The organism is Pedobacter zeae, from assembly GCF_014196715.1.
In the GTDB taxonomy this organism is placed as follows: domain Bacteria; phylum Bacteroidota; class Bacteroidia; order Sphingobacteriales; family Sphingobacteriaceae; genus Pedobacter; species Pedobacter zeae.
On sequence record NZ_JACIEF010000003.1, the window covers coordinates 807,830 to 828,465 of the forward strand.

Genomic DNA, 20,636 nt, shown 5'->3' on the forward strand with positions numbered 1-20,636 from the left:
TTCAGCATGACGGATGTTATGATACGATTTTACCAATTAACGTAGCAGATGTACATTTCTCGATATACACATTTGCATACTCTCCTGGTTTAACCCCCTCAATTATAGGGAAAATGGCCATTGCACCGCTATCGCCCCTTCCGCAATAATCCAGATCTGATTTTTTAGAAGTACCCTCAATCAATACGCGGATGGTTTTACCTACCCACTCTTGTAAACGCATTAAGGAGTGTGCCTGTTGTTTAGCTAAAATTTCGGCTAAACGGCGTTTTTTTACTTCTTCCGGAATATCATCTTCCAATTTGCGGGCCGCTAAAGTTCCGGGTCTTTCTGAATAGGTGAAATTATAGGCAAAATCATATTGCACATAATCCATCATGCTCAGGGTTTCCTGGTGCTCTTCTTCCGTTTCGGTACAGAAACCTGCAATAATATCGGTAGAAATTGCACAACCCGGAATAATTCTGCGTATGGCATCGATCCGGTTAATGTACCACTCGCGGGTATAAGTCCGGTTCATCAATTCTAATACACGTGTATTACCCGATTGAACTGGTAAATGAATATAATTACAAATATTATCGTATTTGGCAATGGTATATAAAACTTCGTCGGTAATGTCTTTAGGGTGCGACGTAGAGAAACGTACCCTTAAATCAGGGCTAACCAAAGCCGTTTGTTCTAAAAGCTGGGCAAAGTTTACGGTTTCCGTTCCGTCTTCTGATGTCCAGGTATACGAATCTACGTTCTGGCCTAATAGCGTTACCTCGCGGTAACCACCTTCAAACAAGGCTTTTGCTTCTTCCACAATCGAGTGGGCATCGCGGCTACGTTCGCGGCCCCGGGTAAAAGGCACCACACAGAAAGAGCACATGTTATTGCAACCACGGGTGATGGAAATAAATGCAGTAATTCCGTTGCTGTTCAATCGAACCGGACTGATATCCGCATAGGTTTCCTCGCGCGATAGCAGTACATTAACGGCTTTATGACCGCTTTCTACCTGCTCAATTAAATTAGGCAGGTCGCGGTAAGCATCCGGTCCAACCACTACATCAACCAAACGTTCTTCTTCCAGGAATTTTGATTTTAACCGCTCGGCCATACAACCCAGCACCCCAACAATTAATTTCGGGTTACGGCGTTTTTCTACCCCAAACTGCGATAAACGGTTACGTACCCTGGTTTCGGCATTTTCACGGATAGAGCAGGTGTTAATGAAGATCACATCGGCCTGATGGTAATCCCCGGTGGTTTCAAATCCTGTTTCAGAAAGAATAGAAGCAACGATTTCACTGTCGGCAAAATTCATAGCACAGCCGTAACTCTCGATATATAATTTACGGGCATCAGCTTTTACCGGCGTATCTAAAATTAGTGCCTCACCTTGCCTCGCTTCATCGTGCGTCTTATCTGGTAGTTGTAAATCAATCATTATTTAAAAACATTTTGGGGATTGCAAAAATACATAAATAAAATTAAAAGTGACAAATTGACATATTTTGTTTAAATGTTTACAGTACGATTATGATTTCGTCAATTTTGAAGAGGGTAGCCAACGTATTCCCAAAAATATTAACGCTTTTTTTTGGAAATGTAGGGTTCTGTGCCAATGGCAGCTGTAGTCCCGCCCCCGCTTCTGCCCCAATTGAAAAAATTGGGGGCATCCCGCTAAGGTCGGGTTTAGGAACAAAGGGTTGTACATGAAGCACACAAATACCATTAACCTTAGCACCCACCTGGCCCTTGGCGAAGCGGTACCCTGCGCTCAAAGATTAACAAATAAAACCGTCCTCAATATCTCCTCTTTGGCCTTTCTCCTTTAGACTTTTCGCTTGCTGCCCAAAAACCTTTCGCGTTCCCATCTGTTACCTATCGATAGCCCTAATAAATAGATGACAACGCAGCATAGAAGTAAAATTTGGGCCTGGATTGGAAGTATATCCGGCATATTGATTTTAATTGTTGCATTTGGCGCCATGTTTTTGAGCGCCCGATGGAAGCCTATATTGACTGAAAAAATTAAGGCTGGCGTTTATAATGGTTCACGCCACCTGTACCGGATAGATTTTAAAAGCATTAACCTCAATGTAATTACCGGTAGTTTGGCTTTGCGTGATGTTACCCTAATTCCAGACACCTCGGTTTTTGACAGCCTGAGTAAAAAACACCTGGCACCGGCCCACACTTTCGAGCTTAAATTAAAGAAACTGCAGATTACCAGAACCGGAATATTAACGGCCTACTTTAAAAAAGAGATAAATGTAAATGAAATCCTTTTACAGCGGCCTTCCATCAACATGATTTTTAATAAGGTGGCCCCAAAACGCGATACCTTAAAAGATGAAAAATCGCTTTATGAACAGATTTCAGGCACCTTTAAATCGGTACATGTTAAACGCATTAAAATTGTAGATGCCGATTTCGACTACATCAATAAAGCCGCAGCTAAAAAGACTAAAAAATCCGTTAAGCACCTGGATATTACCGTGAACGATTTCCTGCTCGATTCCCTCTCGGCTCATGATACAACAAGATTCTATTATACCAAAGATGTATCTTTTCAGCTAGCCGGTTATAAATCGGTTACAAAGGATAAAATGTACTCGATGAAGGTTGATACGATTAAGGGCTCCACTTCGTCTAAAAAGATAACGGTTAAGGGCTTTAAACTTATCCCTCTATACGATAAAATGACCTTTGCCCGTAAATATAACGTACAGAAAGACCGCTATAATTTTACTTTCGGAAAAATAGAATTTAAGGGGGTTGATTTTCTGTCCTTAAATACCGACCAGAAATTATATGCAAAATCGCTGAATATCGGGCCGGCCAATGTTGAGGTATTTATGAGCCGGGAATCGCCACCACCCCCAGGCTTTGATAAAGGCCGGAATTACCCGCATATGGCCCTGAAAAGATTAGGTATACCCGCCTTAATTGATACGGTGAAGCTTAGGAACGTAGATGTAAGCTATTCGGAATTTAATCCGGCAAGCAAAAAAATCGGTTCCGTTGATTTTAAAGCCCTCAGCGGAACGATCTTAAATGTAACCAACGATAGCCTGCAGCTCGCCAAAAAGAACCATGCAGTAGCTGATTTAAATTCACGATTAATGGGGTCGGCAAAACTAAACGTAAAAATTGATTTTAACCTTACCGATAAGAATGGTGCATTTACCTACAGTGGGCGTTTAGACCGTTTTGATATGAAAAACCTAAATCCACTATCTAAAGCACTGGGCTTGATAGAAATAGAAAGCGGGGATATACAACATATTGATTTCAGGGCAAACGGAAATTTAAGATCGGCAACAGGCACTATAAACATGCTTTATACCAACCTGAAAGTAAAGCTCTTATCGGATAATATTGATGGGGAGGGGACCAAGAAAAAAGGGTTTTTGTCTTTTTTAGCCAATACCCTTTTGATTAAAAATGAAAACCCCCAAAAAGGTAAAGCACCCAGAACAGCAAGTATGACCAACACCAGGATTAATTCGGCTTCGTTTTTTAATCTGATGTGGAAAACCGTTTTTGTAGGCATAAAAGAGATTGTGGGGGTTGGCATCGTACCCGAAAAAAACCCGGTAAAACAGCAAAAAGTAATTGCCAAAAAAATAAGAGAACAAAAACGGGCCGATAGGAAGGCTGCTAGAAAGGCCCAAAGGGAAAAAAACTAAGGGTACATTTCTGTAATTTAGGTTATAACCGTATATTGCTGATAAAACTACAGCCTCTCATTTTTTTAATGCCTGATACAAAAAGACACCGTTATAATGTTTTTAAATGGATTGCGGGTACATTACTCGGTATTTTTATTGTACTGGCCGGTTTAGCCTGGTTTTTAAATGTAAAATCGCGGCCTGTATTGAGCAACAGGATAAAAACACTCCTTTATAAATCGACAGACAGTTTATATACAATAACCTTTACCAAAGTTACTACCAATGTATTTACGGGCAATGCTACTTTACAAAACGTAAAAATAACACCTGATAACAACCGGTTTAAGCAGCTTATTGCCCTAAAAAGGGCTCCAAACAACCTTTATAGTGTTTCATTAAAGAAACTGGTAGTGAAACGTTTTCACCCTTTAACCTTGTACCGCGAAAAAAAACTGCAGGTAGAAGAGGTTATTTTTGATAAGCCAGAAGTAACCATGGTTAACCAGCAGTTTCCGTTTAACGAGGGGCGTGCACCGCGACCGATTAAATCGCCCTACGACATTATCTCTAAAAACCTGAAGGAGTTTAGCATTAAAACCATCCGTTTTAAAGATGTAAGCTTTAAATATGTGAATAAAAATGTGCCCAACTCACTACCTTTCGATATTGACGACCTCAACATAACATTAACCGATCTTTTGGTCGATTCTACCTCTGCTGATGACCCCAAGAGGTTTTACCTGCTTAAAGATATTATGATCAATCTTAACAACTATGTGTACCGTACACCCGATAAAATGTACGACATTAAGCTTGATCAGCTCGATTTTAGGGCTACCACGGGTAAACTAAGGGTTAATCGCTTTGCGCTGGTTCCCTTATACGATGAAATGAAATTCGGCAGGGTTGCCGGTTACCCGAGGGAACGTTTTGATATCGGTATGCGCAATATTATGCTCAACGGCATCGATCTTCCGCTCTACATCAGCAAACAAGAGCTCTGGGCGAAAGAAATGGCTATTTCTAATGGTTTTATTTCGGTTTTTAACCAAAATGGATTACCGAAAAAGCCACAGGAGAACAAGATCGGAAAATTTCCGCACCAGCTTTTACAGCTGCTTAAAGCGCCCATACTGGTACAGAAAATTCAATTGAAAGATATAAATGTTACCTATTCGGTTTTTAACCAGGAAAGCAACCAAAGAGGACGGATTAGTTTTGAAAACACTTCAGGAATTATAAAAAACGCTACCAACCTTGATAATATTAAAGCCATAAACCCAATAATGGAGGTTAATCTCAATACTTACCTGTTTGGACAGGGAAAACTTGATGTAATTTTTAATTTTAATCTTACCGCTAAAGATGGAGAATTTTCTTACAGCGGAGTTTTGCATAATTTTAACGCCAGGGTTTTAAATCAGATTACCAAACCGCTTGGCCTGGTGCGCATTAACCGGGGCAACGTAGATAAGCTGAAATTCAATTTTAAAGCCAACGATTTCGGTGCCAAAGGAAGGGTAAGCTTCTCTTATTACGATCTTTCTGTGGCCCTGATGAAGAATGACCCTGAAAAAGACCATTTGGTTACCCGCGGATTTCTTTCATTTTTGGCCAATGCACTTATTATCAAATCCGAAAACCCTGGTGCCGACGGAAAACTGAATGCGGTAGATGTTGATTACAGCCGGCCATCAAACACCTCATTTTTTAACCTGATCTGGAAGAGCCTTTTTACAGGGATAAAATACAGTATTGGTATTACCGAAGAAAAGCAAAAGGAAGTGCGGCAACATATTGCACGTTTTAAAGCTATGCGTGCCAGCCATAACCTAAGGGTTAAAAAAAGATTAGAGCGCCGCTTGCAAAGGCAACGGGAGCAAAATGAAAAACGGTGACATTCCGTAACCTTTTCTTATCTTTATTCTCTAAACCTTAAACTAAAATTATGATTATTGCCCTCGTTATTATCGGATTCGTCTTTCTTGTTGGAATTTTCTTTTACAACTCGCTTATCGGAAAGAAAAACCAGGTAACAAATGCTTTTTCGGCCATTGATGTAATGCTTAAAAAACGATTCGACCTGATTCCAAACCTTGTTGAAGTGGTAAAACAATATACCACTTACGAGCAGGGAACTTTAACTAAAATCGTTGAACTGAGGTCAAAAGCAGGTTCACCAAACATCAGCAATGCAGAAAAAGCAGATTTAGATGCACAATTAAGCAGCAATATAAAAGGTTTGATGGTTAACATCGAAAATTACCCTGGTTTAAAGGCCAATACCAATTTTATTAACCTGCAAACTACCTGGACCGAAAGTGAAGAACAGATTGCCGCTGCCAGAAGAGCTTATAATGCCTCGGTAACCGATTACAATAATTCGATTATGATGTTTCCAGGCAGTTTATTTGCAGGGATGCTAAACTTCCAGGCAATTGCCGTTTTAGAAACCGCAGCAGAAGAACGCAACAACATTAACGCAAAAGAGCTCTTTAACCATTAATGTTATCTGATACAGCAAACAATGTGGCCTTGCAACAAGTTTTGGCCAAAATGGAGGTCACGCGTAAAAGAATTGCCGCTACCCAAACCAAAGGCTATATTTTTATTGCAGCCGGTATCTTGCTTGGTATCCTGGGCTTCATTTTGGGGTTTCCCCTTGCCGGTATAATTAGTGGTTTAATTCCTTTAATTTATGGGGGTATTCTGTTATTTAACATCAACGATGCGTTAACAGCTTACCAAAATGCCTACAAAACCAATGTAATTGGGGCTGCCCTTAAATTTTTAGACGAAAGCTTATCGATTAAGCCCGAACAGGGTATTGAAGCTTCGGAATTTATGTACACACAGTTATTCAGTACTGAGCCCGACCGTTATAAAACAGAAGATCTGGTTAGTGGAAGTGCTGATAAAACCAGGTTTTACTTTGCAGAAGTACATGCCGAATATAAAACAGTAACCCAAACAAAAAACGAAACCCGGACAGAGTGGCACGACATTTTTAGGGGAATTATATTTGCTGCCGATTTTAACAAAAAATTTAATGGCGTAACCCTCGTGAGGCCAAAAGATTTCGGAGCAGCTTTTGGTGCGTGGTTTTCAAAAAATCTATTTTCTTTTGGCCGTAACCAGGCTATCCAATTGGAAAATGTAACATTCGATAAGACCTTTGTCACTTATGGTTCAGACCAGGTCGAATCCAGGTATATCCTTACCCCCGCACTGATGGAACGTATACTCAGCCTCAATCATCAGGCAAAGTATACCATCAGCCTATCTTTTATCGAATCGAGGATGTATATCGCATTCCCATTGAACCGGAATTATTTTGAGGCACCTGTTTTTAAGTCACTACTAAATCCGGAAACCGTAGATCAAGATATCTCCACCATAAAGTTTATGTATGATATTGTTAAAGAGCTGGATCTGAATACAAGGATCTGGGGAAAAGACTAGCAGGTTTTTCACTGCAATACCGCCAGTTTTTTGGGGCTTGCAAAGGTTTTTGTAAATTTTAATAGCAGAAGCAATTGTTTTGCCCGACAGTTAAATAAAAAGCATTAACTCAAATGTTTTTTTACAATTTCTTCGAGTGCAGCGATATCAAATGGTTTGGATAAGTAACTATCGGCGCCAGCCTCATCAGCTAACGAAGAGATATCATTATTGGCCGAAAAATAGATGACAGGGATATGCTTTAAACCGGGATGGCGTTTTAATGCTTTAGTGGCCTGTATCCCTCCCAGATCGGGTAACCAATTATCCATAAAAATTAAATCGGGCATGTAGGCTGCAACCTGTTCTTCTATATTATTGGCATTTTCTGATGTTTTTATTTCATACCCGGCATCTTCCAAAATAAATGTGCAGAGATCAAGAATATCCCTGTTATCATCAAAAACAAATACTTTTTTTGTAACCATCATGTTAACCTCCCGAAAAGCAATTAATCGTTTAACTTATTTATATAATCGGCCATATTGTGGCTGTCCAATATCACATGCGGTTCAACATTCAGAACAGCTTGTTGCGGCATATAAGGCATTATTGCTGTATATGGGTTCTGTATAACCACCCGTCCCTTAAAATTGTTTACACTTTTTAATCCTTCTACCCCATCTGCATTAGATCCTGAAAGTAAAATGCAGACCAGTTTTTCTTTAAAAACCTCAGCTGCTGACTGAAAGGTAACATCAATTGATGGTCGGGAGTAATTTACTTTTTCCGAATAATCTAAAGATATACTTTGGTCTTGCTCGATCAGCATATGGTAATCTGCAGGTGCAATGAAAACTTTACCCGGACTTAAAAATTCTTTTTCATTCGCTTCACAAACGGCCAGTCTGGTACGCGATTTTAACAGATCGGTTAAAAGGGATTCGTTACTTGCCTTACGGTGTACCACTATTACAATAGGGAAAGGGATATCATTCCGCAATGCAGGAAAAATTTCGAGCAATACATCTAAGCTACCGGCCGAACCGCCAATTATTAATGCAGCACAGGGCGAACCATCTATAATTTCCGCCATATTTTCTCCATTTTAACCCTTTTATACTCTTTGGCTTTTGGCCAAAACTCTAAACTTTCTTTGCTTCCCAGAGCAAGATAGCCCAATTTTTCGATGCTATTATCAAACAGGTTAAATACCTTATGCTGCAGGTCTTTATCAAAATAAATTAATACGTTTCTACATAAAATTAACTGAAATTCATTAAATGAATGATCAGAAACCAGATTATGCGTAGAAAAAATCATTTTACTGTTTAAACTTTCATCAAATTTGGCCAGCGAATAATTTGCCGTGTAATAGGTAGAAAAATCTTTTACCCCTCCCGATTGCAGGTAATTTTCGGAATACTGCTTTAAATAAGTTAAGGGAAACATGCCTTTTTTTGCTTTTTCTAAAACCGACGGATTAATATCCGTAGCATAAATAAGCGACTTACTAAGCAAATTAAGTTCTTTTAAAACAATGGCAAGCGAATACGCCTCTTCTCCGGTAGAACAACCTGCCACCCAAATCCTGATAAACGGATAGGTACCCAGTACAGGAAGTACATCCTGACGCAAAGATTTATAAAACGAAGGGTCACGGAACATTTCGGTAACGTTAACCGTAATCTCCTCTAAAAACCGCTTAAAATATTGCTTATCAGTTTTAACCGTATAACGAAATTCGGCGAAGCTAACAAAATTATCAAGCCCGTAAAGGCGCGTAATCCTTCTTTTTATCGATGCATGAGAATATTCCAGAAAATCATAACCATGGGTTTCTAAAACATCATTCAACAGAATTTCCACCTGTTCGTTATTTATTGCATCACTTATCACCTGTTATTTTGTAAAATTTTCTATTTGCATTAATAACTCATCAACATTTATCGGTTTCGAAACATAACCTGATGCGCCTGCACTTAAGCAACGTTCCTTATCGCCAACCATGGCCTGGGCGGTTACGGCCAGCACAGGTATATCCTGCATTTTAGCCGATTTTTTCATCGTTGCAATAGCCTGATAACCGTCCATATCGGGCATCATCATGTCCATTAAAACGATGGCAACGTTACTGTGTTTTTCTAAAATCGAAAAACCCTCCTGAGCACTTAAAGCAGATAAACAATCGAAACCTTTGGCCTTTAAAACAGCCTTTAAAGCAAAAATGTTTCGGCTATCATCATCAATGATTAGAATTAATTTTTGAGGCATAAAATAAAAATGTGTTATGATTTATGATGATTTTCGTAAAGCCAAACACGCAAAAGAGAGATCAGTTGGTCCATATCAACCGGTTTACTAATGTAATCAGATGCGCCTGCAGCAATACACTTCTCGCGATCGCCCATCATGGCTTTTGCTGTTACGGCCAAAATAGGCAGGTTCCGGTATTTAATGTCCTGCCTAATGGCTGTCGTCGTTTCGTAACCATCAAGCTCCGGCATCATCATATCCATTAAAACCACATCAACCCCTGGATTTTCGTTCAATAGTTTAAGTGCTTCCTTACCATCGGTAGCAGCCAGCACCTTCATTTGGTGCTGCTCCAGCATTTTGGTAAGTGAGAAGATATTCCGTACATCATCATCGGCAATCAGCACCGTCTTTCCGACCAATACATCCTGTAATTCGGAAAACTTTTTAGCTATCTTGCCTTTCTCTTTGCTCTTTTCTTCCACCAAGTGAAGGAATAAGCCCGCTTCGTCTAAAATACGTTGATAAGAATGAGCCGTTTTTACTACAATCGAATCAGCATATTGTTTTATGCGGTTTTCTTCACCTTTTGAAAGGTTTTTGCCCGTAAAAATAATAATCGGAAGGTTTTCCAGCCCAGGGGTTTTCTTTACCACTTCCAGTGTTTCGTAAGCATGTTTATCCGGAATACCCATATCCAGGATCACACAGTTCACTTCTGGTTTGTGTAAAGCCGAAACACTTTCGTTTACCTGGTTAACAATCTCTGTCTGGATGTTAAAATTGCTTAAAAAGTAGCTTAATGCTTTGGCATGCTGCTCATTTTCTTCAACAATGAGTACTTTTTTAGGGTGATGACTTAGGGCCTGCTCCAGTTTTGAGAAAATCTCCTGCATATGCTCGAAGGCAAAAGGCTTATTTATAAAATCTACCGCGCCTTTTAACAAACTTTCTTTCTTAACTTGCAAAGAAGACATGATGTGTACGGGGATAGGGCGCGTAGAAGGGTCAGATTTCAACTCTTCCATTACCTGCCACCCATCTTTAACGGGCAGCTGGATATCGAGCAAAATGGCAAGCGGCCTAAAAACTTTCGCCATTTCAATACCGGCATCGCCACGAACGGCCACCAACCCTTTATAATTTCTTTTCCGTGTAAAATCCAGTAATGTTTTAGCAAAAGGCGTATCATCTTCAACGATTAAGATTACCTTATCGTCAGGCTGAATATTATCGCGGTCGTCTTCAATCTCCTGCGGGATATTTTCGACGGTTAAAGGATTAGCTTTTTTCGCCACAGGCTCTGCCGGAACCACTATATCTGGCTTTTCCAGGCTGGCAACCACCTCATCAAAACCTTTATTTTTATCGATAGGAAGGATTAAGGTAAAAGTGCTCCCTTCACCCTCTTTACTTTTTAAATCGATATAACCGCCCAATAATTTGGCCAGCTCCCTACTGATGGATAGACCCAGTCCTGTACCTCCAAATTTGCGCCGGGTAGAGCCATCTGCCTGTTGAAAGGCTTCAAAAACCATCGCCTGTTTCTCTGGCGCAATACCTACTCCGGTATCGGTAACTTTAAATACCAGCGCCCCCAGCTTTTCGTTTTTATCGATGGTTAGGGCTACCTTACCAACGGTGGTAAATTTAATGGCATTTGAGAGCAGGTTTTTAATAATCTGCTCTAAGCGCATTTTATCGGTATGAAAAAACTCAGGAACTCCTGCCCCTTTTTCGACTACAAAGTTCAGGTTCTTATCTTTAGCCAAGGGGTTAAACAATGCACGCATGTTCAGTATGATCTCATCAACCTTAACATTGGTTCTGTCGAGTTCCATTTTCCCCGCCTCTATTTTAGAAAGGTCTAAAATTTCGTCGATTAAACTTAAAAGCCCCTGACCGGAACTTTGAATAACCTCTGCATACTCCTGGTGTTCACGGTCCATAGTCTCATTTTCGGCCATCAACCTCGATAACAAGAGTATCGAATTAAGCGGGGTCCTTAACTCGTGCGACATATTGGCTAAAAATTCCGATTTATACCTGGTGCTCAGTTCCAGAGCTTCTGCCTTTTGCTGAATCTCAATATTCCGCTCTTCAATCAGTTCATTTTTTTCTTCCAATAAGCTGCTTCTTTCTTCCAGCTCCTGATTACTTTGCAGTAGTTCTTCCTGCTGTACCCGCAATTCTTCTTCACTGGCCTGAAGTTTCTGTGCCTGTGCTTCAAGCTCAGCATTTAAGCCTTCCAACTCGTTGTGCTGAACCTGCAATTCTTCTGATTGTGCCTGTGTTTCTTCTAATAACTGCTGAAGTTTTTGCCTGTTCTGTGCACCCAACAATGCAGTTCCCACATCAGATAAAACCAAGTTTAAAAAGTGTAATTGCAGATCGGTGTACTTCCCAATGGTGCCTAATTCTAAACCGCCAATTGAAATTCCATTTCTGATAATGGGAAGCACGATAAGCTGTGCCGGTTTAATATTCCCGGTGGCGTGCGTAATGGTTAACTCGTTCTGTGGAACATCATCCAATAATATCGGTTTACCGGTTTTAACCGCCTGGCCAATTAAGCCCTGGCCAAGTTCTATGGTTTGGATCAGATTTTGTTTTCGCAAAGCATACTGTCCTTTTAAATGCAGGTATCCGTCATCTTTAAATAAATAGATGGCCCCAACCTGGCTTTTGGTGTAATTGGCCAAAAACTCTATTATATCTTCAGCTAAATGGAAAACATCTTTTTCGCCAACCATTTTTACGTTTAAGTTAGCTACACCGGTTTGCAGCCATTCGTTTTCCTCCAAAGTATTGAAAGATTTTTTCAACGAAGAAGACATTGCATTGAGCGATTCGGAAAGTTCGCCAAGATCATCCTGGGTTTGGCTATCGAGCTTTACTCCATAATTACCACTGGAAATTTGATGGGCAATTTCTTTAATGGCAGCAATGCGTTTATCCGTCTCATGTTTGTTATCTTCCATTTCTTTTTGAAGCTTAGCACGTTCGTCGAAATCGATCGATACCCTCCGGTAAAAAAACAACGTGATCACAATGGCCAGAAAGGCTGCAATTAAAATCAGTACCGGGGTATAAGAGGTCAGTTTATTTAATTCCCTGGTTCTTTCTTCAAGCAATCTTTTCTCTTCGTTTACAATTCTGCTCACAATGGATCTGGCCTCATCCATATAAACCTTACCCTGAAACAACACCGTAGGATCAATAGCACCGCCTAAAGATTTAATCTCTATGGTGGATTTTATGATATTCATCCTTTTAAAGAGGATCGTTTTAAGTGCCGCTACATTTTTTTTCTGAAGGTTATTATCCCTGGTATCGAATTCAACTTTCTTCAGGATCAAAGCAGCCGAATCGCTTGCGCCATAATAAGGTGCTAAAAAGGCCTTGTTTCCGGTTAATAAAAAGCCCCGCTGACCTGTTTCGGCATCTTTTAAATAGGATATAATATTCTCGGAGTTTAAAATAACCTCATCACTGTGTTTAACCAGATCGGTGCATTTAATAAGGTTGCCAATGCTCACATAGGAGGCCAGTGAACTGATAAACAGAATAATTAACGATAAGCCAAGGCCTAAACGTAAATTATTTTTAAGTGTTGTTTTCATTATATGGATTAAGGATAATTAGAGTTGATTTTTAAGAATTTCTTCTTCTATAGTGGGAATGATAAAATAAAATTCAGAACCTTCGCCGGGCACACTGTTTACCCCAATTATTCCTCCGTGGCGGGTAATAATTTCAGAACAGATATATAAACCTATCCCCAGGCCGTTAAACCGGTTGTTGTTATCTTCTACCCGATAAAATTTATCAAAAATTTTATCCTGCTGCTCTTTTGAAATACCAATACCAAAATCTTTTACGGCCAGATAAAGTCTTTCGTCTTTAATATTCGTGGTTACATTAATCTGGTTGGTACCCGGAGCATATTTAATGGCATTCGTAATAAAATTGATCACCACCTGTTCCAGCCGCATTTCATCACCAAATATCATTTCGTCTGATTTACCCAGTTTTCTGATGTTAAAATCAGGGTTGGACTGCTGCAACATCTCGATCGCGTTGTTTATCATGTTATCAGCATAAAAACTTTTCATATTGAACTTCATTTTTCCGCTTTCGATTTTCGAGATATCAAGCAGATCAACAATTAATTCGTTTAGTTTTTCGAGCTGGGTACTCGCTTTTTCCAGGTGGTTTTGAGCAGTGGTTTTATCGTCCCGGTTAAGGCTACGCTGCAGCAGCTGAATATACCCCTTTACACTGGTTAGAGGGGTTTTTAACTCATGACTGGCAATGCTGATAAATTCGTCTTTTTTATGTTCTGCCTGCTTTCTGAATTCGATTTCTTCGAGCAGTTTCTCCTGCACTTCGTTAAGTTTTCTATTCTGCTCGTAAATGCGATAGAATGTTTTTATTTTAAGGAGCAATACATTGATATCAACAGGCTTGGTAATATAATCCAATCCACCGCTGAGGTATCCTTTGGTAATAAATTTTAAGGTTGTATTTACGGCAGAAAGAAATATAATAGCGGTATCTTTTGCCTTGCTGAAACCTGAAATCGCTTCTGCCACTTCAAAACCGTCCATATCGGGCATCTGCACGTCGAGAATAATCAGGACGTAATTGTTTTTAAGAACTTTTTTCAGCGCTTCTTCGCCAGATGATGCGGTATCCACCTCAAAATTGTGTGCCTGGAGTACTTTCTGTAAGGAGATCAGGTTTTCGGGCCTGTCATCAACAATAAGGATCATTTTTATTAAAAAAAATAAGAAGCCGAGATAATTATGTTTGGTTTCGAGACAAAAATCTCAATAACTGTAAACAAACAACAGGTGTTTAAAAAAGTTTTAAATTTTTATAAATTATTGGAATTAAAGGTATCGCCTTGCCTGATATCTCCGGTTTCAAACCCTTTTTTAAACCAATACATCCGCTGCTCGGAGGTACCATGGGTGAAAGAATCGGGCTGTACACTGCCTGTAGCCTGTTTTTGTAGTTTGTCATCTCCAATGGCATTTGCAGCTGTCAGCGCTTCTTCAATATCGCCTTCATCTAATTTAAAATCTTTAAGATTTTGGGCATTGTGCGCCCATAGGCCGGCAAAAAAATCGGCCTGTAATTCTAATTTCACCGACAGGCGGTTGTATTCTTTTTCGCTGACCTGACCCCGTGCCCGGTCTAATTTTTCCGAAATTCCCAATAAATTCTGAACATGATGCCCAACCTCATGCGCAATTACATAAGCCTGTGCAAAATCTCCGGCAGCTCCAAAACGATTCTTTAGGTCATCATAAAATGATAAATCGATATAAACTTTATGGTCGCCAGGGCAATAAAACGGCCCAACATTGGCGCTTGCATTTCCGCATGCTGTTTGTACCGCATCCCTGAACAACCTTAATTTTGGGTATTCATACTGCCTGCCCATGGCCTGAAATTCTTTATCCCAAACCTGCTCTGTAGATTCCAAAACACCGGCCACAAACTGCGCCTGCGGATCGTTAGCCGGTACCCCCTGCTTAACTTCTTCCGTACCTGTAGTAGCCGGAATCTGGCTCACCAGCCCGGTTAAATCTTTACCAAAGATCAGGCCGAGTACTACGATTATGATCCCTACACCGCCACCAAGGATGGTTTTTCCACCGCCACCGCTTCTGCCGTCTTCTACATTATTACTGCCTTTACCAAACCATTGCATAATTTACCTATTAGTTTAATGAATAACCTTAATTATGGGACAATTGTTATACTAAAGTATAAATTATTTTTATTGATTTATTCTTTCGGGTTGTGGCAAAAAAAAGAAGCCAAGCTTAAAGCTTAGCTTCAGGTATTTTATCTTCTATATTTATTGGGAGGATATGCTAACCATTAAAAACCGTAACCGCTTTTGCTATCCTTGCTTTGGTTTCTGCAGCACCTAATAATACGGCAATATCAAAAACACCAGGGCCAAACTTACCGCCTACCAGCATAATACGGAAAGGCAGCATCAATTCGCCTGGTTTAAAGCCCTTTGCTTCGGCCAGCGTTTTAAAGGCTGTTTCGGCAGAAGCGGCGTCGTTTAATGTTAAATGATCAGCAAAATCTTTAAAGAAATCCGCTTTTTCTGCTGTCCATTTTGGTTTTACCGAATTCACATCATATTCTGCTGGCAGGGCAAAAAAGTAACTGCTCTGTGCTACAAAATCAGGCAATAAAGTGCAGCGATCTTTAATTAGATCGATAACTGCCTTTAAAAAATCATCATCATTAATACTAACGCCAGCTTTTTCCAGCTCAGCTTTAACGATTGGTGCTATACGCCCGGTGCTCTCCGATTTGATCCACTCGTGGTTATACCACTTAGCTTTTTCGAAATCGAATTTTGCGCCTGCCTTACTGATTCTTTCTATTGTGAATTTTTCTTCGAGCTCTTTTAATGGGAATAACTCCTGGTCGGTACCATCGTTCCAGCCTAAAAGTGCCAGCATATTGATAAATGCTTCGGGCAGGAAACCCATTTCTTTAAATCCCTTGGTTACATCGCCGGTTTTAGGATCGGTCCAGTTCATGGCATAAACCGGGAAACCTAACCGGTCGCCATCGCGTTTACTTAATTTCCCATGCCCATCTGGTTTTAAAATTAAAGGCAAATGTGCCCATGCAGGCATATTGGCTTCCCAACCTAAATACTTCCAAAGTAAAATATGTACCGGAGCCGATGGCAACCATTCTTCTCCCCTAAAAACATGACTAATTTCCATCGCCTTGTCATCTACAACAACAGCTAAATGGTAAGTTGGCATTCCGTCGGCTTTTAACAACACCTTGTCATCAACCAACGAAGTTTCGAAACTTACGTCGCCACGGATTAAATCGTTAAAATGCACAATTTCCTCTGCAGGTACTTTAATCCGCACCACGTGGGGTGTTTTAGCGGCCAATAATTCTTCAACCTCACTCACCGTAAGCGTTAAAGAATTCCGCATCTGCATACGTGTAGCCTGCCCGTACTGGAAATTTGGGATTTCTTTCCGTTTGGCCTCCAACTCCTCCGGGGTATCGAAAGCATAATAGGCATAACCATCGCTGATTAACTGTTCGGCAAATTTGCTGTAGCTGGGTTTACGTTCGCTTTGGCGATATGGTCCGTAAGCGCCGGGGTTATCCGGGCTTTCGTCGGGTGTGATGCCGCACCAATCTAAACAGTTTACAATATATTGTTCTGCGCCCTCTACAAAGCGGTTCTGATCGGTATCTTCTATACGGAGTATAAAAGTTCCATTATTCTTTTTGGCAAATAAATAATTGAACAGGGCAGTGCGTACACCACCTAAATGCAACCCCCCGGTTGGGCTTGGGGCAAATCTTACTCTAACTTTTTTATCCATGATTGAATTGTTGAGCGATTGGCGTTACGCGTAAGGCGTATTAACAACGCCTAGCGCCATACGCAAAGCGCAAGACGGCACAAAGATATATTTTTCATCCGTTTTATCCTGTTTTCATCTGCAATGAAGCGATGCAGTTAAAACGATTGCCCGGTGGTTTTGAAAAAGCATAATGGTTTTATGTTTTTTTCGTTTTGTTATTGTAATTTGGCTAGCTAAAGCATGAACCCTTATCAAAAGAAACGCCGCTGGAAGTTTTTCCTTCTCATTTTCGCCATTTTAATTGGCATTGCCTCCGTATTTTATACCGATTCTTTTGTAAAAAAAATGGAACGCGAAGAGGCAGATCAGTTTCACCTTTGGGTAAGGATTCAGGAACGGGCTATGTTTCTTTATGATAATGATGATTATCGTGATGTGGTAGAAACCGTAAGAAAAAATACAAAAACACCGGTAATCATGATCGATTCTGCCGGAATGATTACTTCCTTTTTTGGCTTAGACAGCACCAAAACCAATTATCCTGTAGCGGATACTAAACTCACTTACGATAGCTTATACTTTGTACGGCAGTTGAGGCAGATGAAAGCCCAGCATCCACCCGACGAAATGAATATTTTTGGCAAAAAATTTAAGGCATACTATCGCGACTCTTTCATTTTAACCCAGTTGAGGTATTTCCCATACATCCAGATGGGAGTTATCTTCCTTTTCCTTTTAACGGCTTACGCAGCATTCAGTTCTGCAAGGAAAGATGAACAAGACCATGTTTGGGTAGGTTTGGCCAAAGAAACGGCACACCAGTTAGGCACGCCCCTGTCATCGCTTATGGCCTGGACCGAACTGATGAAATCTAAATTTAATGCAGAGGACGATCCGCTAATTGCCGAAATGGAAAACGATATTAAACGATTGGAAATTATTACCGACCGTTTCTCGAAAATTGGTTCAAAACCGATACTGGAAGACCATACCGTTTATATCGTGGTGAGCGATTTTATCCGTTATTTTAAGGTTCGTACTTCAGACAAGGTTAAATTCAGCATTACCGGCGATGAACAGGTAAGGGCCATGTTAAATGTTCCGTTGTTTGATTGGGTGATTGAAAATCTGCTGAAAAATGCGGCAAACGCCATCGAAAACGAAGGTTCGATTTCGGTTAATATCATAGAAAATTTAGCCAAAGAGCAGGTATTCATTGATGTAAGCGACACCGGAAAAGGTATTCCAAGATCGAAGTTTGATGCGGTTTTTCAGCCCGGCTACACCACCCGTAAACGTGGTTGGGGCCTGGGTTTATCGCTCACCAAACGGATTGTAGAGAATTACCACAGCGGAGAAATTTTTGTGAAAGACTCTGAACTGGGTAAAGGCACAACTTTTAGAATAATATTAAAAAGCAGTTTAAGATATGAACCGACCACAGCCTAACGAATATCCAACCTGGGGCGAAACCTACATCAGCAAGGTTGACCGCGATATTTTCGAAATTTTAAACGAACAGGTAACAAGCATTCCGGCGTTATTCAGGGCTAATGCCGGTAAGGCCAATTACGCTTATGCCGAAGGGAAATGGACGCTTAAAGAAATGTTGGGCCATATTATCGATACAGAACGTGTATTTGCATACCGCATTACCTGTTTTGCCCGCAACGAGCAACAGCCCCTACCGGGTTTCGATGAAGACCATTATGTACTCAATGCCCGCTTTGCCGAACGCGAGCTGGAAGATTTAATTGAAGAATTTGCTGCCCTGCGCAAAGCTAACCTGTATCTTTTTAAATCGCTAAACGAAGATGAACTGAACCGGAAAGGAATTGCTTCGGGCAGGGAAATTAATGTAAAATCGATCTTATTTATTGTTGGTGGCCACATCATTCACCATGTTGGGGTTTTAAAAGAACGTTATCATGTGGTTTAAAGATTTTACTGTTGAAGAGCTGAACAACCGCCCCAAAAACCATATCGGGGCACTGCTCGATATTCAATTTACCGAAATCGGGAAAGATTTTATTACGGGTACCATGCCTGTTGACGAACGTACCCATCAACCTGCGGGTATTTTGCATGGCGGCGCCTCGGTGGTTTTAGCCGAAACCCTGGGCAGTATAGCCTCTTATATGTGCATCGATCCTGAAAAGTACTTGGCTGTTGGTTTAGAAGTAAATGCCAATCACCTCAGGCCTGTAAAAAGCGGCCTGGTAAAGGGCATTTGCAAACCACTGCACATAGGTGCCAAAACCCAGGTTTGGGAAATTAAAATTTACGATGAGCGAGGCAAAATGAACTGCATAAGCCGGTTAACAGTGGCTATAATTGTTAAGCCGCAGTAAACCGCGGCCTACTTACCTTTTACCGTTGCGTTTATAACCAGCTTTGCTATATTTTCGGCCGGCAAAGTGGGCGAATTGCAGTCGCAGTTGGTGAGGGCAACTACATAAATATCTTCGCCAGGGACATAAACGCCCATGCTTTTAAATCCAAATATACTGCCACCATGTGCCCTTACCGTTAAACCGCCAAGCTCTTTAATGTGCCAGCCGTAACCGTAATTAACCGGTTCGCCATTATTTAGTTTATAGCGCGAAAATGCTTTAGTAGTTTCGGCTGCGTTTAGCAGGTTATTTTGGCTTAAGGCATTCTGCCATTTCAGTAAATCGCCCAATGTAGACATTAAAGCCCCTGATGCAAAGGGGACGCTAAAACTAATGGCTGTTTTGTTTACGTAGCCATTCTCCTTTTTCTGGTAGCCATAAGCTCGGTTATAGATCACTTGCCGATCGCTGGCATAATAAGAATGATCCATGCCAAGCGGGGCAAAAATATGTTGCCGAATAAAATCGGCATAAGCCTCGCCCGAAACCTGCTCTATCAAGTAGCCCAACAACACATAACCTGAGTTATTGTAGTCAAAACGTTCGCCAGGGGCAAAATCAACGGGCTCATTCTTAAAAAAATCGACCATCATTTTAGGTGTCATCTCTTTTTGAGCTATCCCCGCCAGTGTCTTCATTTTGGTGAAATCTTTGATGCCCGAAGTATGTGTAAGCAAATGGTGTATGGTTATTTTATCGCCACCCGGATAGTCGGGAATGTATTTCGAGAGGTAATCGCTTACCTTTAATTTACCTTGTTGTTCTAAAAGCAATACCGCAACGGCAGTAAATTGCTTGGTCATAGAACCCAACTGAAAAATACTTTCGGTAGTAAGGTTAACACCCAGTTCGAGGTTGGCCCTTCCAAAAGCTTTCTGGTAAATTACCTTTCCTTTTTGGGCAACCATAAATGCCCCTCCAGGTCCTTGCAGATCGGGCATTGCGGCCATAATTAAACTATCGATCTGATTATTCAACTTTTGGGCCTTGACTACTGCCGGCATAAGCAGGCAGCAGACAAATATGGCAAGAAAGCCCTTAAGAATTTTAACCTGCTTCGTTTTCATCCTTAAAACCGATTAGAATTTATCTTTCTCAATCGCTTTCTTTTCAATGACGAACGAAGTAATTAGGCCTAATCCACCGAAAATCCCGAGGCAACCAAAGTAGATGGCAACCGATTGCCCTTCCTCGTTGTTCGTCATATCGCTACCAAATAATCCCCTAACGGTAAAGAGTGCTACCAGCAAACCAATACCCAAGCCCACCAGCAATAAACCAAATTTTAAACTTAAATAGGGTTTTGGTGCCGATTTACCAACCCCCGGATTGAGTCCGCGCTCAATCATCGCCATTTTCTCTTTGTTCGATAAATAACGGATGCCGAATACCATGGCGAATGCGCCTAAAAAAAGTGAAATGGGAACTAATATACCTTCCATGATGATAATTTTTAATGTATAAATATTTTGTTTCTTATTTATTTGAACCGTGTTCTG

General features: G+C 40.7%; 18 protein-coding genes. 7 read left to right on the forward strand and 11 right to left on the reverse strand.

Features of this window, described 5'->3' with window-relative positions; all coding sequences use genetic code 11:
• Positions 1–16: 16 nt before the first annotated feature.
• A complete protein-coding gene (gene miaB / locus GGQ60_RS16515) occupies positions 17–1,435 on the reverse strand; it encodes a tRNA (N6-isopentenyl adenosine(37)-C2)-methylthiotransferase MiaB (protein WP_183766427.1) in 1,419 nt (472 codons plus the stop codon).
• 460 nt (positions 1,436–1,895) lie between these two features.
• On the opposite strand from miaB, the gene GGQ60_RS16520 reads away from it, so the two are divergent.
• From GGQ60_RS16520 to GGQ60_RS16535, 4 genes are all read left to right on the forward strand, one after another.
• A complete protein-coding gene (locus tag GGQ60_RS16520; protein WP_183766429.1) occupies positions 1,896–3,683 on the forward strand; it encodes an AsmA family protein in 1,788 nt (595 codons plus the stop codon).
• Between the two features lie 68 nt (positions 3,684–3,751).
• Positions 3,752–5,566, forward strand: coding sequence for a hypothetical protein (locus GGQ60_RS16525; protein ID WP_183766431.1), 1,815 nt, complete (start codon positions 3,752–3,754; stop codon positions 5,564–5,566).
• Between the two features lie 50 nt (positions 5,567–5,616).
• Positions 5,617–6,174 (forward strand): LemA family protein, encoded by a 558-nt coding sequence (locus GGQ60_RS16530; protein WP_183766433.1) that lies wholly within the window; start codon positions 5,617–5,619, stop codon positions 6,172–6,174.
• Positions 6,174–7,130: a DUF3137 domain-containing protein gene (locus tag GGQ60_RS16535; RefSeq protein ID WP_183766435.1), complete on the forward strand. Its 957-nt coding sequence runs from the start codon at positions 6,174–6,176 to the stop codon at positions 7,128–7,130. Before GGQ60_RS16530 ends, GGQ60_RS16535 begins: the two co-directional genes overlap by 1 nt.
• 104 nt (positions 7,131–7,234) lie before the next feature.
• On the opposite strand, the gene GGQ60_RS16540 is transcribed toward GGQ60_RS16535, so the two are convergent.
• The 8 genes from GGQ60_RS16540 to gltX form a co-directional block, all read right to left on the reverse strand.
• Positions 7,235–7,600, reverse strand: a complete 366-nt coding sequence (locus GGQ60_RS16540) for a response regulator (RefSeq protein ID WP_183766437.1) — start codon at positions 7,598–7,600, stop codon at positions 7,235–7,237.
• Positions 7,601–7,620: 20 nt separating this feature from the next.
• Positions 7,621–8,205: a chemotaxis protein CheB gene (locus GGQ60_RS16545; protein WP_183766439.1), complete on the reverse strand. Its 585-nt coding sequence runs from the start codon at positions 8,203–8,205 to the stop codon at positions 7,621–7,623.
• A complete protein-coding gene (locus GGQ60_RS16550; protein WP_229685137.1) occupies positions 8,190–8,978 on the reverse strand; it encodes a CheR family methyltransferase in 789 nt (262 codons plus the stop codon). The genes GGQ60_RS16545 and GGQ60_RS16550 overlap by 16 nt, the downstream gene beginning before the upstream one ends.
• Before the next feature lie 33 nt (positions 8,979–9,011).
• On the reverse strand, positions 9,012–9,383 hold the full coding sequence (locus GGQ60_RS16555; protein ID WP_183766442.1) for a response regulator: 372 nt from the start codon (positions 9,381–9,383) through the stop codon (positions 9,012–9,014).
• Between the two features lie 14 nt (positions 9,384–9,397).
• Positions 9,398–12,988, reverse strand: coding sequence for a response regulator (locus tag GGQ60_RS16560; protein ID WP_183766443.1), 3,591 nt, complete (start codon positions 12,986–12,988; stop codon positions 9,398–9,400).
• Positions 12,989–13,006: 18 nt separating this feature from the next.
• Positions 13,007–14,140 carry a hybrid sensor histidine kinase/response regulator gene (locus tag GGQ60_RS16565; RefSeq protein ID WP_183766444.1) on the reverse strand — a complete coding sequence of 378 codons (1,134 nt, stop codon included), beginning with the start codon at positions 14,138–14,140 and terminating at the stop codon, positions 13,007–13,009.
• Between the two features lie 104 nt (positions 14,141–14,244).
• Positions 14,245–15,087: a KPN_02809 family neutral zinc metallopeptidase gene (gene ypfJ, locus GGQ60_RS16570; protein WP_183766445.1), complete on the reverse strand. Its 843-nt coding sequence runs from the start codon at positions 15,085–15,087 to the stop codon at positions 14,245–14,247.
• 166 nt (positions 15,088–15,253) lie between these two features.
• A complete protein-coding gene (gltX, locus tag GGQ60_RS16575; RefSeq protein WP_183766446.1) occupies positions 15,254–16,762 on the reverse strand; it encodes a glutamate--tRNA ligase in 1,509 nt (502 codons plus the stop codon).
• 222 nt (positions 16,763–16,984) lie between these two features.
• Between gltX and GGQ60_RS16580 the strand changes: the two genes are divergently transcribed.
• From GGQ60_RS16580 to GGQ60_RS16590, 3 genes are read left to right on the forward strand one after another with little or no spacing between them, the layout of a single operon-like run.
• The gene (locus GGQ60_RS16580; protein WP_183766447.1) at positions 16,985–18,193 is read left to right on the forward strand and encodes a sensor histidine kinase; all 1,209 of its coding nucleotides are present in this window, start codon (positions 16,985–16,987) and stop codon (positions 18,191–18,193) included.
• Positions 18,174–18,683, forward strand: a complete 510-nt coding sequence (locus tag GGQ60_RS16585; RefSeq protein WP_183766448.1) for a DinB family protein — start codon at positions 18,174–18,176, stop codon at positions 18,681–18,683. Before GGQ60_RS16580 ends, GGQ60_RS16585 begins: the two co-directional genes overlap by 20 nt.
• Positions 18,673–19,095, forward strand: a complete 423-nt coding sequence (locus tag GGQ60_RS16590) for a hotdog fold thioesterase (RefSeq protein ID WP_183766450.1) — start codon at positions 18,673–18,675, stop codon at positions 19,093–19,095. Before GGQ60_RS16585 ends, GGQ60_RS16590 begins: the two co-directional genes overlap by 11 nt.
• An 8-nt stretch (positions 19,096–19,103) precedes the next feature.
• Here GGQ60_RS16590 and GGQ60_RS16595 read toward each other — a convergent pair whose 3' ends face one another.
• Positions 19,104–20,204: a serine hydrolase domain-containing protein gene (locus tag GGQ60_RS16595; RefSeq protein ID WP_183766452.1), complete on the reverse strand. Its 1,101-nt coding sequence runs from the start codon at positions 20,202–20,204 to the stop codon at positions 19,104–19,106.
• 12 nt (positions 20,205–20,216) lie between these two features.
• Entirely contained in the window at positions 20,217–20,579 is a 363-nt protein-coding gene (locus GGQ60_RS16600) for a DUF6249 domain-containing protein (RefSeq protein WP_183766454.1), read from the reverse strand.
• Positions 20,580–20,636 lie beyond the last annotated feature (57 nt).